The 12,794-nt window shown below is 46.2% G+C and carries 14 protein-coding genes; 5 read left to right on the forward strand and 9 right to left on the reverse strand.

Annotated elements, in window-relative coordinates; all coding sequences use genetic code 11:
• Positions 1–4: 4 nt before the first annotated feature.
• From E0Z06_RS07830 to E0Z06_RS07855, 6 genes are all read right to left on the reverse strand, one after another.
• Entirely contained in the window at positions 5–1,006 is a 1,002-nt protein-coding gene (locus E0Z06_RS07830; RefSeq protein ID WP_132583472.1) for an ArsJ-associated glyceraldehyde-3-phosphate dehydrogenase, read from the reverse strand.
• Between the two features lie 91 nt (positions 1,007–1,097).
• A complete protein-coding gene (locus E0Z06_RS07835) occupies positions 1,098–1,583 on the reverse strand; it encodes a tyrosine-protein phosphatase (RefSeq protein WP_132583474.1) in 486 nt (161 codons plus the stop codon).
• Between the two features lie 34 nt (positions 1,584–1,617).
• On the reverse strand, positions 1,618–2,637 hold the full coding sequence (gene arsB / locus E0Z06_RS07840) for an ACR3 family arsenite efflux transporter (protein ID WP_132583476.1): 1,020 nt from the start codon (positions 2,635–2,637) through the stop codon (positions 1,618–1,620).
• A gap of 29 nt (positions 2,638–2,666) precedes the next feature.
• The gene (locus E0Z06_RS07845) at positions 2,667–3,143 is read right to left on the reverse strand and encodes an arsenate reductase ArsC (protein ID WP_132583478.1); all 477 of its coding nucleotides are present in this window, start codon (positions 3,141–3,143) and stop codon (positions 2,667–2,669) included.
• 60 nt (positions 3,144–3,203) lie between these two features.
• Positions 3,204–3,551 carry a metalloregulator ArsR/SmtB family transcription factor gene (locus tag E0Z06_RS07850; RefSeq protein WP_132583480.1) on the reverse strand — a complete coding sequence of 116 codons (348 nt, stop codon included), beginning with the start codon at positions 3,549–3,551 and terminating at the stop codon, positions 3,204–3,206.
• Between the two features lie 17 nt (positions 3,552–3,568).
• Positions 3,569–3,940 carry an arsenate reductase ArsC gene (locus tag E0Z06_RS07855; RefSeq protein WP_165907383.1) on the reverse strand — a complete coding sequence of 124 codons (372 nt, stop codon included), beginning with the start codon at positions 3,938–3,940 and terminating at the stop codon, positions 3,569–3,571.
• 208 nt (positions 3,941–4,148) lie between these two features.
• Here E0Z06_RS07855 and E0Z06_RS07860 point away from each other — a divergent pair, with 208 nt between their 5' ends.
• Genes E0Z06_RS07860 through E0Z06_RS07870 form a run of 3 tightly spaced genes read left to right on the forward strand, consistent with a single transcriptional unit; the run spans position 4,149 to position 6,405 of the window.
• Positions 4,149–4,535 (forward strand): metalloregulator ArsR/SmtB family transcription factor, encoded by a 387-nt coding sequence (locus E0Z06_RS07860; protein WP_207903041.1) that lies wholly within the window; start codon positions 4,149–4,151, stop codon positions 4,533–4,535.
• A 23-nt stretch (positions 4,536–4,558) separates the two neighbouring features.
• The gene (arsH, locus tag E0Z06_RS07865) at positions 4,559–5,269 is read left to right on the forward strand and encodes an arsenical resistance protein ArsH (RefSeq protein ID WP_132583486.1); all 711 of its coding nucleotides are present in this window, start codon (positions 4,559–4,561) and stop codon (positions 5,267–5,269) included.
• A 59-nt stretch (positions 5,270–5,328) separates the two neighbouring features.
• Positions 5,329–6,405: an ArsO family NAD(P)H-dependent flavin-containing monooxygenase gene (locus tag E0Z06_RS07870; protein WP_132583488.1), complete on the forward strand. Its 1,077-nt coding sequence runs from the start codon at positions 5,329–5,331 to the stop codon at positions 6,403–6,405.
• Positions 6,406–6,483: 78 nt separating this feature from the next.
• On the opposite strand, the gene E0Z06_RS07875 is transcribed toward E0Z06_RS07870, so the two are convergent.
• The 3 genes from E0Z06_RS07875 to E0Z06_RS07885 all read right to left on the reverse strand — a co-directional run bounded on the left by E0Z06_RS07875 (position 6,484) and on the right by E0Z06_RS07885 (position 9,618).
• Positions 6,484–6,822: a hypothetical protein gene (locus E0Z06_RS07875; RefSeq protein WP_132583490.1), complete on the reverse strand. Its 339-nt coding sequence runs from the start codon at positions 6,820–6,822 to the stop codon at positions 6,484–6,486.
• A gap of 102 nt (positions 6,823–6,924) precedes the next feature.
• Positions 6,925–7,482 (reverse strand): NAD(P)H nitroreductase, encoded by a 558-nt coding sequence (locus E0Z06_RS07880; protein ID WP_132583492.1) that lies wholly within the window; start codon positions 7,480–7,482, stop codon positions 6,925–6,927.
• Between the two features lie 117 nt (positions 7,483–7,599).
• Positions 7,600–9,618 (reverse strand): NADPH-dependent 2,4-dienoyl-CoA reductase, encoded by a 2,019-nt coding sequence (locus E0Z06_RS07885; protein ID WP_132586743.1) that lies wholly within the window; start codon positions 9,616–9,618, stop codon positions 7,600–7,602.
• A gap of 184 nt (positions 9,619–9,802) precedes the next feature.
• Between E0Z06_RS07885 and sppA the strand changes: the two genes are divergently transcribed.
• Both sppA and ansA read left to right on the forward strand, forming a co-directional pair.
• On the forward strand, positions 9,803–11,683 hold the full coding sequence (gene sppA / locus E0Z06_RS07890) for a signal peptide peptidase SppA (RefSeq protein ID WP_132583494.1): 1,881 nt from the start codon (positions 9,803–9,805) through the stop codon (positions 11,681–11,683).
• A gap of 63 nt (positions 11,684–11,746) precedes the next feature.
• Positions 11,747–12,763: an asparaginase gene (gene ansA, locus E0Z06_RS07895; protein WP_132583496.1), complete on the forward strand. Its 1,017-nt coding sequence runs from the start codon at positions 11,747–11,749 to the stop codon at positions 12,761–12,763.
• The last annotated feature ends 31 nt before the right edge of the window (positions 12,764–12,794 follow it).

Consider the following 12,794-nt stretch of genomic DNA (forward strand, 5'->3'; position numbering starts at 1 on the left):
CTCCTTATGCTTTACCCACCATCCGGGCTAATTCCACAGTACGGTTCGCATACCCCCACTCATTGTCATACCAGGCATAGATTTTGACCTGAGTGCCGTTCACTACCATCGTGGACAAGGCATCAATGATGCTTGAGCGTGGATCGGTTTTGTAATCGACAGACACCAGTGGCCGCTCTTCATAGCCTAAAATACCGTTCAGTTCGTTTTCGGATGCTGTTTTCAGGAGTTGGTTGACTTCCTCTGCCGTGGTGGCTCGTTCTACTTCAAATACGCAGTCTGTTAACGAGGCATTGGCCAGCGGCACCCGCACTGCGTGGCCATTTAATCGGCCCTTCAGTTCAGGGAATATCTCTGTGATGGCAGTAGCGGAGCCTGTGGTGGTCGGAATTAAACTGCTGCCACACGCACGGGCACGGCGCAAATCTTTGTGCGGTGTGTCGAGAATAGATTGTGTGTTGGTCAGATCGTGAATGGTCGTGATGGAACCGTGCTTAATGCCAAGCTGTTCATGAATGACTTTAACGACTGGCGCTAGACAGTTGGTGGTGCAGCTGGCCGCCGTGACAATTTGATGTGTCTTGGCATCAAACAGCTGGTGATTGACTCCCATAACGACGTTTAAGACACCAGCTTCTTTGACTGGAGCACTCACCACAACCCGTTTGACGCCCTGATCCAGATAAGCCTGAAGCTGTGCTTTGGTTTTCATTTTGCCGGACGCTTCAATGACAAGATCACAGCCAGACCAGTCAGTTTCTGCAATGGCTTTATTGTGTGTAACCGCAATACGCTGCGCGTTAATCACTACTGTGTTACCGTCTGCTGTCGCTTCGTGGTGCCAGCGGCCATGCACGGAGTCAAAGTTCACCAAATGTGCAAACGTGACTGCATCCCCAGCGGGGTCGTTGATCTGCACAAACTCAAACTCAGGCCAGTCAAATGCTGCACGTAATGCTAAACGGCCGATACGGCCAAACCCGTTAATACCGATCTTAATTTTCATATCAATTCCTTCGTCACCGACTGGCGGGTTCTCTCTCCATGGCGGATGTTCATACGTACTATTTATTTTTCTCTGAGTATCATGTGATGGCTCAGAGCGCGTTGAAGTACTCTTCATGGGGTTTGAGCGTCAGTGCAAACGGTCGTAGTGCTTGCACTCGCTGCTTGACTCGCTCTTTCTCGACGCCACGTTCAACCATGATTTGAGCAGCTACTAAGCCGGTCCTGCCTGAGCCGCCTTTGCAGTGGATCGCCACTTTCTTACCGTCTTTTAGTAACTGATGAACCGCAGGGCCATGCTGTTGCCAGGCTGATGCAAAGTCTGCCAGTGGCGCATGATCATCTTCAATCGGGCACTGAAACCATGCCAGCTCAAGCTCTGCACAGCGTTCGGGTAAATCTGTGACTGCATTGCGTTCCATTTCTTCTGTCGGCATTAAGGTAATGATGGCCGATGCACCGGCCTGTTTTAACGTGAGCAGTGAGGCGTTAAGCGATTCGCCTTTGGTGCCTGGGCATGGTGTGAAGATCAGGGCTGCCGAGCCTTCAAGTACTAATTCATCATAGGGATGTGACATCGTGTTGTCCTTCTTGGATCATAAACAGGGTTAATCAGTTGTGTTGAAACCAATGGCGAGTCCGGTTCGCAAACCATACCAGTGACAACATCACAGGCACTTCGACTAAGACTCCAACCACTGTGGCCAATGCTGCGCCAGAATTCAGGCCAAACAGTGAAATAGCAACAGCCACTGCCAGCTCGAAAAAGTTACTTGCGCCTACCATTCCGGCAGGAGCTGCGATGTTGTGCGGTAAATGCATCTTGTAGCCAGCCAGGTACGTCAACGCAAATATGCCATAGGTTTGCAGCAGCAACGGGATAGCGATTAATACAATGGCCAGCGGTTGGCTTAAAATGGTTTGCGCCTGAAAACCAAAGAGCAACACCACGGTCGCCAGTAAGCCGAAGATAGACCAGGGTTTAATTTGCGCAAGCAATGCAGACAAGTCGTCCAGGTTTTTCCTAGCAAACAGGCGTCTGGTCCAGACCCCTGCTAACAACGGCAGCAGCACATACAGCGCGACGGATAAAAGTAGCGTAGACCACGGAACGATGATGTCGGAAACGCCCAAGAGCAGCGCACTGATCGGAGCAAAGGCAAAAATCATGATGATATCGTTCACAGAGACTTGTACCAGGGTGTAGTTCGGATCTCCCTTGGTCAATTGGCTCCAGACAAAGACCATGGCGGTGCATGGTGCCACGCCCAGTAATATCATGCCTGCGATGTACTCCGTTGCTGTTTGTGGGTCTACCCAATCGACAAACAGGTAGCGGAAAAACAACCAGCCCAGCAATGCCATAGTGAACGGTTTGATGAGCCAATTCACCACTAAGGTCAGCACAATGCCTTTGGGCTTTTTGCTGACGTCTTTGATGGCGCTAAAATCAATCTGCACCATCATCGGGTAAATCATGACCCAGATAAGTAGCGCAATAACAAAGTTCACCTGTGCATACTCAAGTGATGCCACCGTCTGGAATATGCCAGGGACCAGATTGCCAGCAATCACCCCAACTAGCATAGCGAGGGCAACCCACACCGACAAATAACGTTCAAATAAGCCCATGAATGCTCCTCAATTTTAGTGGGTCTGACTTACAGCGGGTATGCATGGGCAATAGAGGCGATGGCTGCCTGGTCGAGCTGCTGCAATCGAAGTAGTGCCTCACACCGTTTAGTTAGTACGTCCAACAACAGCTTAAACTCAGTGTCAATTTGTGCTGGAGTGAGACCTGCACGGGTTGGGTCGGGCAAACCCCAATGTCCTTTGACCGCACGGCCAAACCAAACAGGGCAGGACTCTCCGGCAGCTTGATCGCATACTGTGATCACCACATCCGGATGAAACTCGGTTAGCTCGTCCCAACTTTTGCTCTGAAGGTCGTCCGTGGCGATTAACCACTTTGATAAGTACTGCAACGTGAGCGGGTGAATAAAACCTCGCGGCGAACTGCCTGCACTTGCCACTGCGACCGGTGTTTCATAACCGGATTGGCTGGCCAGATGTCGGGTCAGTGCTTCGGCAAGAATGCTACGACAGGAATTATGGGTACATAAAAACAGAATATTCATAGTGACCTCAGATGTATCAACACGCACCACGCCTCGTGGTTACAAACCTATAGACGGATACTAAGGGCAGCAGGCAGCCGCTCGTTCGGGTCTATCTCCCATGGAGCACAAGCTTTTCATCAAGGGCTGAATGAGCACCTGGTTTTGTTCAAGCGTCTGCACAATGGCTTGCTTGGCCCAGTGTGGTAGTTCAGGGTTGAGCCGGTAAAACACCCATTGACCTTGTCTGCGGTCCAGCAGTACATGAGATTTTCTTAACATGGCCAGATGGCGGGACACTTTGGGCTGTGTCTCATTGAGCGCTGTTGTAAGTTCACAGACACACAACTCGCCTTCTTGAGCAATTAACAACATAGAATGCAAACGGGTTTCATCTGCAAGCAGTTTGAAGAACTCTAATGGTTCCATCAGGACCTCACACGTCATTACGGTTTATCTGAACGCTGTTTGTCGTACAGCAACACAAACATTTTGATACGTTCACTTAATTCATGCATGGTGGTGTCATAGGCTTTGTCAGACGCCCCTAACTTAGGATCGGGAAAATCCCACGCCATAATGTGTTTCGCAGGCAGGCCCTCTGAGCATTCCTGTTTTGCTTTACTGCACAGAATAATGGCGTACTCCATCGTCAGCCCTGCAAATTCGTCCAGCGATTTTGAGCGAAGCCCTTCCACAGAAAGACCATGACGTTTGATTGCTTCCATCGCCCGTATATCCGGATGTTGGGGATCAGTACCTGCACTTGCGACTTCAAAGCGATCCCCAAAATTGTGCTTTGCTATCGCTTCAGCCATCAATGACCGTGCGGAGTTCTCCGTACAAATGAAGATTAGGTGTGGTTTAGACATCATGTGCTCTTTAAGATATGCGTTAGATCATATATATGTTTTTTCGTATGTCAATAGGTTGTTTGCCGCTGATGGGTGGCCATCGGGATTTGACAATGGATAAAAAGGCGCTTAGCATTTGTCAATCGTTGATTAACGATATTGAGTGATGAGCATGGAAAATACAGAAACAGTATCACCACCAGAACTGGCCTCTAACGAAGTGCTGGCCACGATAGCGAAGGCCCTTGCACACCCGGCACGGGTGCAGATTGTTCGGTTGTTGCTCAGCCGAAGCAGCTGTATCGGCGGTGAAATTACGCAGGAGTTGGGCCTGGCTCAATCCACAGTTTCTGAACACCTTCGTATTCTGAAAGCCGCTGGAGTGGTGGTGGGCGAAATTGAACACCCGCGTATTTGTTACTCACTTAGCGTACAACGTTTAGCGCCCCTGAGTGAATTTCTGACGGCCATTGGTCTTCAGTATCAAACATCTGCTCTAAAAGATGGATTGTGTTGTCCCTTAGAACCATCAACAGAACCGTCAGGCAGTTGCAGCTAACCCCTTAGAAAAAAGAGAGCGTTATGGACCATCTACCAAACATTAAAGCAGATGTATTTGCAGTACCATCCACTGAAAAGGTGTTTGCTGACGCGCCAGCCGAGCACAAACCTCGTATCTTGTTGCTCTATGGATCGCTCAGAGAGCGGTCATTTAGCCGATTAGCAACAGAGGAAGCGTCACGGATCCTGGAGGCTATGGGGGCCGAGACAAAAATGTTTAACCCACGGGGTTTGCCTTTGCCTGATGCCGAAGATGCGTCTCACCCAAAGGTTGTGGAACTGCGGGAACTGACTCAGTGGTGTGAAGGCATGGTCTGGACCTCACCAGAACGTCATGGGGCAATGACCAGCATCATGAAAGCACAAATTGATTGGATCCCTTTATCGATGGGCGCAGTCAGACCCACCCAAGGAAAAACACTGGCCTTAATGCAAGTTTGCGGCGGTTCCCAGTCGTTTAACACTGTCAATCAAATGCGCATACTGGGACGGTGGATGCGTATGCTGACTATCCCTAATCAATCGTCTGTCGCAAAAGCTTTTAACGAGTTTGATGACAACAACCGGATGAAACCATCGCCGTATTACGACCGCATCGTGGATGTGATGGAAGAGCTGGTGAAATTCACTTTGTTGGTTCGCGATCGCAGTGACTATTTGACAGATCGGTATTCTGAACGCAAAGAGTCAGCAGAAGCTTTAATGGCTCGGGTTAATCAAACCGCAATTTAATTGACGTTCCTTGTAAACAGAACTGCAACAATGAGCGCAATAAATAAGCAGGAGTCCGCATGACGACGAAGATTTTTGATGTGATAGTTATTGGCGGAGGGCAAGCGGCGTTGTCCGCTGGTTATTACCTGCGCAGAGCAGGGATTGATTTTATTATTTTGGACAATCAGGACCTTGCTGGGGGCGCTTGGAACCATACCTGGCCTTCATTGCGGCTCTTTTCACCTGCGATGTTCAGCTCGTTACCCGGCACTTTATTTTCGACGAAGAAAACAGATACCTACCCGCATCGGGATGAAGTAGTCAGTTACCTTAAGCGTTATGAAGAGCATTACCAATTACCTGTGTATCGCCCGCATCATGTAAAAACAGTGGTGCACGATACTGCGCATAACTGCCTTAAAGTAAGCGATGGTAAATACAGTTGGCTGACCAGAACCATTATTAGTGCCACCGGTAACTGGAGCCATCCGGTCATTCCTGCGCTGCCTGGCGCACAGACATTTCAGGGTGAGCAGTGTCATTCTGCCCACTATCAAGGCTCGGAACTTTACCAGGGCAAAACTGTATTGGTGGTGGGCGGCGGTAACTCCGGTGCACAAATATTCGCAGAGCTTGATGAAGTGGCTACTGCAACTTGGGTCACAAGAGAGCCGCCTAAGTTTTTAGCAGACGACGTTGATGGCAGAGTGTTGTTTGAACGTGCCACAGCACGGATCAATAGCCAAGCAGGCAGCGCGACAACAGATCAGCCTGTCGGTGGGATCGGCGATATTGTCATGGTGCCACCGGTGAGAGCAGCACGAGAGCGTGGGGTTTTACAGGCTAAACCGATGTTTAGTCACTTTACCGTAAATGGTGTCGTCTGGCAGGACGGCACTGAACAAGCAGTTGATGCCGTGATTTGGTGTACAGGTTTTCAGCCAGAGCTGAGCCATTTGGCAGCTTTAGGAATTCTGGAAGACGATGGCAAAATGCTCGTACAGGACGGACAATCAATAAAAGAACCCAGACTCTGGCTATTTGGGTATGGAGACTGGGCAAGCCCCGGCTCTGCAACCTTGATTGGCGCGGGCCGGAGTGCCAGAGATAATATTCCAAAGTTGGTGGATTATATCAGGCAATCGCATCAGTGAGCTGAAAGACGTCAGAGTAGCCAAAACATCTCAAAATAACACGTTCATATTAAAATTAAGCCTATTTATAACAATAACTTAAATCACTTTTTGTGAAAAAAATTCAGAATCCCGTTGGACCCTCAACTTACGACCTGACTGCTGCTTAATTGCTTGCCATAGCCAATTAATTGTTAAAGCTAGTAAAACAAATACCGCTTTATAAGCAAAGGTATGGACATAGATAGCCGGTAACGTCTCAGCTAATACAAATGCAAGGCAAATAGCGGCTAACAATAAACTTAAAACTAAACCAGCAACAACGGATAACGCAACAAAATATGATTTTTGTCGCCTAATCAATCGACGCTTTTTTATCAATAGGTATGCAGATACGAAGAAAAGGACTGTTACTATATTAGCGAGAAATAGATCCATTACGGACAATATGCTCCATATGCCTAGAATTTATAACAAAAAACCAGAGTGGCACCCTGCTTCTGGTTTTATTTTATTTACGGCCAATTACCTATCGTAAACTTACAAGTAAGTGAAGTACTCTGTTGGATCGGGAATACTGCGTTTTGCTGGTTCGCCGGCTTGGCTGCCTAGATATAAGTAGCCGACTATTTCATCGTCTTCTCCTAGTTCTAGAGATTGCTTTACGTAATCGAGTTGCGAGTAGGTGCCCGTGCGCCATATACCACCGAAACCTTGAGCAAATGCAGCCTGTTGCATTGCCATCACACTACAGGCTGCCGAATGCTGTTGTTCAACTAATGGAATTTTTGCATGAACTACGGCCTTAGCTATGCAAACAATGACCATGGGTGCTCTAAGTGGCAATTGACGTGCGCGTTCAATCAATTCGCTAGCAAGGGCCGGATTATCTTCTACAGCGGCTTCAGCAAAAATATCACCTAATCGAGATAACGCGGCGCGTCCTTCAGCAATAATAAAACGCCATGGTTTCAAATTTCCATGATCGGGCACTTGTAATGCGGCACGTTTAATATGTTCTAATACCTCACCTGCAGGTGCAGGTTCTGTTAAGCGAGCAGAAGAATAACGAGTGGTTAGTAAAGTTAATGCATCCATAAGAATTCCCGAGAGTTATAGCTGTTTATAGCCTAGCAAAACGAACATTAACCTTTAGATTGGGTTCTGGCAAGTTTGAAACGGCCGATACACAAGGGTATCGGCCTATAAGTCCGATTATATTATTGCTGCTAGCTCTGTACCTTGACGAATAGCACGCTTAGCATCCAGTTCCGCTGCGATATCGGCACCACCAATTAAATGTGCTGTAATACCGTGTTGCTCTAAGCCCGCCACTAACACGCGTAATGGTTCTTGTCCGGCACAGATCACCACATTATCTACATTAAGGCAGCGCTCTTCACCGGCTATTTCAACCCAGAGGCCAGCATCGTCTACTTTAATGTAATTAACACCGGCTATCATCTCAACGCCCTTTTTCTTTAACGATGCGCGATGGATCCAGCCCGTCGTTTTACCTAAACCTGCACCTACTTTACTGGCTTTACGCTGTAACAAATACACTTTACGTACAGCTGGCTGTGTGCCCTCGTCAGGCAACAATGCGCCTCTAGACTGATAGTCTTTATCTATACCCCAATCCTTTAACCAAGCATCAGGTTGCAGTGTAAGCGAATCAGGCTCAGTTAAATATTCAGCCACATCAAAGCCAATACCACCAGCACCAATAATTGCAACATGCTGCCCCACGGCTTTATGATCACGTAATACATCAAGATAGCTCAATACTTTAGGATGATCACTACCAACTAAACCAATATCACGTGGCACTATACCGCTAGCCAACACCACCTCATCAAAACCGCCTTTGGCTAGGCTATCGGCTGTTTGCTCGCTATTTAAAAATAGTTTAATGGCATGTAGTTTTATCATACGTCCGTAGTAACGCAGTGTTTCGTTAAACTCTTCTTTACCCGGTATTTGCTTGGCATAATTAAATTGGCCACCAATTTGATGCGATTTATCAAACAAATGTACTTCATGCCCACGTTGAGCAGCATTAACACTAAAAGCTAATCCGGCGGGGCCTGCGCCAACTACGGCAATTTTTTTCGGCTTAGTAGCTGGGGTAAGATTTAGCTCAGTTTCATAGCATGCACGTGGGTTTACTAAACAACTCGCCCGCTTGTTTTGAAACACATGGTCTAAACACGCTTGGTTACAGGCAATGCAGGTATTAATTAATTCAGCTTGGTTTGCAGCGGCTTTATTAACAAAGTCAGCGTCAGCTAAAAATGGCCGCGCCATACACACCATATCGGCCTGCCCTTTAGCTAAAATATCTTCTGCAACCTGAGGAACATTAATACGGTTAGTAGCAATAACTGGAATACTAACTTCAGCTTTTACCCGCTCGGTGATCCAGCTAAAAGCAGCTCGCGGCACCATAGTGCCAATAGTTGGTACTCGTGCTTCATGCCAGCCAATACCGGTGTTTATCAAGGTAGCGCCAGCGCTGGCAATAGCTTTTGCTAGCGCTACAACTTCATCGTAGCTATTTCCATCTTCAACTAAATCTAACATCGATAACCGATAGATAATAATAAAATCATCGCCACAGGCGGCACGCACCGCTTTTACTGTTTCTATAGCAAAACGACAACGGTTTTCGAAACTGCCGCCCCACTCGTCATCACGATGATTAGTGCGTGAACAAATAAATTGATTAATTAAATAGCCTTCTGAGCCCATAACTTCAACGCCATCGTAGCCAGCATTTTTTGCTAACTTAGCCGATGTCGCAAAGTCTTTTATAGTGCCGCGAACCTGGCGCGCAGACATTTTTGATGGTTTAAATGGCGTAATTGGCGACTTAATTTTGCTCGGCGCCACACTAAATGGATGATAACCATAGCGACCGGCATGTAATAACTGTAAGCAAATTTTTGCACCATGCTCATGCACAGCTTTAGTTACCAGTTTGTGTTTACCCGTTTGCCACCAAAAGCTAAGCTGACTGCCAAATGGGACTAAATTACCACGAAAATTTGGGCTTATGCCGCCGGTAATTATCATGCCGACACCACCTTTAGCTCGCTCTGCATAAAAGGCTGCAAGCTTGCTAAAACCTTGTTTCTCTTCTTCTAAACCGGTATGCATTGAACCCATAATTACCCGATTTTTCAGTGTAGTGAAACCTAAATCTAGTGGTTGTAATAATTTTTGATAGGCCACATCACCCTCTCTGGTCGTACCTGTTGTTTGAAGCAAACTTTAGCTGCTTTGCCGGTTGATAGCAAGCTGAGCCTGCGCTGATCTGGTGTGTTACACATTTACTTACAAATTCCACTTAGCCTTTAATGCTAAATTGTTTAGCATATGACAGTGCGCAACTTTTGCTTTTAATCAGGAAATATCTATGACCAATACTAATCCCGGCACTATTCGTCGGTTATTCAGTGCCATAGCCCGTGTCTATCGTGGCTTTCGCTCTGTTATTCTCAACTTACTGTTTATCATTATAGTGACCTCTATTGGCATTGCTATGTTTAGCGGTGATGACAAAGTAAAAGTACCCGCAACTGCGGCATTGGTACTAAACCTAAGCGGCGATTTAGTCGAAGAGAAACGCTGGATAGATCCTATTTCTGCGGCAATTAACGAAAGTGTTGGCGGCCAAGAAGAGGCACCAGAGGTGCTAGTTAATGACGTTATTAAAGTCATTAAAAACGCCGCTAACGACAATCGCGTTCAGGCAATGGTACTGGAGCTATCAAGCCTAAGAAGTGGTTCTCTTGATAAAATGCAACAAATCGGCAAGGCTATTGAAGAGTTTAAAGCCAAAGGTAAAAAGGTTTTTGCTTACAGCGGCTTTTATGATCAAACTCAATATTACTTAGCCAGTTACGCTGATGAAATTAATATCAGCCCTATGGGCACCGTGCTGTTAGAAGGTTACGGTAGTTATCCAATGTATTATAAAAATGCGTTGGAAAAATTAAAAATTAACACCCATGTATTTCGAGTGGGTACTTATAAATCAGCGGTAGAGCCGTTTTTACGTAACGATATGTCAGACGCAGCTAAAGAAGCTAACTTGGCATGGTTAAACGAATTATGGCACGACTATAAAACCCAAGTTGCTGCACGTCGTGGTTTTGCTGTAGATAATTTTGATGAAACCTACGGCGCGCTGCTTGAGAAGTTGCAAGCTGCTAACGGCGATTTAAGCCAATATGCGCTGAACGCTGGTTTAGTTGATCATATAAAAACACGCGAAACCTTTCGCCGAGAATTAATGGCTATTGTTGGTGAAAATAAGGATCACAGTTACAACCATGTAACCTTTGCTGATTACACTGATTTAGTTATTCCTCGCCAACAATTTGATAATCCAATCAGCGACAAAGTTGCGGTAGTGGTAGCGCGCGGCGTAATAGTTGACGGCAATGCCAAAGCCGGCGATATTGGTGGCGATTCTACTGCCGCGCTGTTGCGCAGTGCGCGTTATGACGAAAAAATTAAAGCCGTAGTGTTGCGTATCGATAGCCCTGGCGGCAGTGCTTATGCATCAGAGGTTATTGCTCAAGAAATACGTTTATTGCGTGAAGCGGGTAAGCCAGTCATTGCCTCTATGGGCTCTGTAGCGGCATCAGGCGGTTATTGGATTGCGGCTCCGACAAACGAAATTTGGGCTGCGCCTACTACTATTACAGGTTCTATAGGTATTTTTGGTTTACTGCATACCGCTGAAAATGTATTGCCGGTACTTGGCTTAAATGTTGACGGTGTTGGCACTACAGAACTAGCTGGTTTATCTAGCGGTTTGCCGTTATATAAAGGCTTAAACGATAAAGCTAAAGACTTATTCCAACTAATGATTGAACGTGGTTATACCGAGTTTTTAACCTTAGTTAGCGAAAACCGTAATATGACCATTACACAAGTCGATGCTGTAGCACAGGGTCGTGTTTGGACTGGGCAAAAAGCGTTAGAGCTTGGTTTAGTTGATAAACTAGGTAGCTTTGATGACGCAATAAAAGCTGCGGCGGAAAAAGCCGGCTTAAGTAACTATGACATTAAAGTGATGCAACAAGAGCTAACGCCTAGCGAGAAAATGTTAAACGAACTACTAGGTAGTGCAAAAGCAAAAGGCTGGTTGCCACAAGGCAGCGCAAGTGCAGAGCAAAAGCTATTAGCTCAATTAACTCAACAAGTAAAACAAAACTTTGTCTTACTTAATCAGTTTAATGATCCAAATGGTGTTTATTCATACTGTGTAGGTTGCAGCATTAACTGACAGCCATAGCGAAGTCTATTACAATGCCCAGCACTGACTGGGCATTTTTATTTGACTAACCATATGAACAGAAAACGTATTTATGTAGCCTATACCGGCGGCACCATTGGTATGCAACATTCCGAACAAGGCTTTGTACCTGTATCTGGTTTTTTAACCGATACAGTAAAACGAATGCCAGAATTTTATCGGCCCGAAATGCCCGAATTTGTTATTCATGAATATGACCCCGTTATAGACTCTTCTGACATGACGCCTGAACACTGGCGCGATATTGCTCAAGATATTCAGCAGCAATATCATAATTATGATGGTTTTGTCGTACTGCATGGTACTGACACCATGGCGTATACCGCATCAGCACTGTCGTTTATGTTAGAGAACCTAGAAAAACCGGTGATTATTACCGGTTCACAAATTCCATTAGCGCAAATGCGTTCAGATGGTCAGGTAAATTTGTTAAACGCACTCTATTTGGCGGCAAATTACCCGATTGCTGAAGTCGCGCTATTTTTTAATAACCAATTATTTCGTGGTAACCGCGCAACAAAAGCCGATGCAAATGGCTTTAATGCATTTGCTTCGCCAAATTTCCCGCCATTACTTGAAGCCGGCATTCACATTAACTTAATTGCTGGGCATTTACACCAAGTCGCAATAGCGGCGCCGTTAACCTTGGCGTCTGTTGTACCTCAACCTATCAGTGTAGTTACATTATACCCGGGCATTAGCACCGAAGTGATCCGTAACATGACGTCAGCACCGGTGCGGGCACTAATTATAAAATCTTTTGGTGTAGGTAATGCGCCTCAGCGGCCAGAGCTACTGCAAATACTTACCGACGCTAGTGAGCGTGGCTTAATTATTGTTAACTGTACGCAGTGCTTTAAAGGTACGGTTAATATGCAAGGCTACGCAACGGGGAATGCTTTAAAACAGTGTGGCGTAATTAGCGGATATGACATGACCTTAGAAGCCACGTTAACTAAGCTGCATTACTTACTGAGTAAACCTTTATCAGCTCACGAAATTCGTGAGCAAATGCAACAAGATTTACGTGGTGAGCTAACAGCAGGTTAAGTTGCTTAGGCTTAACCTGCTAAAAGCGTTA

Origin of the sequence: Rheinheimera sp. D18, from assembly GCF_004345025.1 — a bacterium.
GTDB classification, from domain to species: domain Bacteria; phylum Pseudomonadota; class Gammaproteobacteria; order Enterobacterales; family Alteromonadaceae; genus Alishewanella; species Alishewanella metallidurans.

What these genes read in the sequence shown, in the direction of transcription:
- E0Z06_RS07830 (WP_132583472.1), bottom strand. Translation starts at nt 1,006, where the DNA reads ATGAAAATTAAGATCGGTATTAACGGGTTTGGCCGTATCGGCCGTTTA.
- E0Z06_RS07835 (WP_132583474.1), bottom strand. Translation starts at nt 1,583, where the DNA reads ATGTCACATCCCTATGATGAATTAGTACTTGAAGGCTCGGCAGCCCTG.
- arsB (WP_132583476.1), bottom strand. Translation starts at nt 2,637, where the DNA reads ATGGGCTTATTTGAACGTTATTTGTCGGTGTGGGTTGCCCTCGCTATG.
- E0Z06_RS07845 (WP_132583478.1), bottom strand. Translation starts at nt 3,143, where the DNA reads ATGAATATTCTGTTTTTATGTACCCATAATTCCTGTCGTAGCATTCTT.
- E0Z06_RS07850 (WP_132583480.1), bottom strand. Translation starts at nt 3,551, where the DNA reads ATGGAACCATTAGAGTTCTTCAAACTGCTTGCAGATGAAACCCGTTTG.
- E0Z06_RS07855 (WP_165907383.1), bottom strand. Translation starts at nt 3,940, where the DNA reads ATGGCTGAAGCGATAGCAAAGCACAATTTTGGGGATCGCTTTGAAGTC.
- E0Z06_RS07860 (WP_207903041.1), top strand. Translation starts at nt 4,149, where the DNA reads ATGGAAAATACAGAAACAGTATCACCACCAGAACTGGCCTCTAACGAA.
- arsH (WP_132583486.1), top strand. Translation starts at nt 4,559, where the DNA reads ATGGACCATCTACCAAACATTAAAGCAGATGTATTTGCAGTACCATCC.
- E0Z06_RS07870 (WP_132583488.1), top strand. Translation starts at nt 5,329, where the DNA reads ATGACGACGAAGATTTTTGATGTGATAGTTATTGGCGGAGGGCAAGCG.
- E0Z06_RS07875 (WP_132583490.1), bottom strand. Translation starts at nt 6,822, where the DNA reads ATGGATCTATTTCTCGCTAATATAGTAACAGTCCTTTTCTTCGTATCT.
- E0Z06_RS07880 (WP_132583492.1), bottom strand. Translation starts at nt 7,482, where the DNA reads ATGGATGCATTAACTTTACTAACCACTCGTTATTCTTCTGCTCGCTTA.
- sppA (WP_132583494.1), top strand. Translation starts at nt 9,803, where the DNA reads ATGACCAATACTAATCCCGGCACTATTCGTCGGTTATTCAGTGCCATA.
- ansA (WP_132583496.1), top strand. Translation starts at nt 11,747, where the DNA reads ATGAACAGAAAACGTATTTATGTAGCCTATACCGGCGGCACCATTGGT.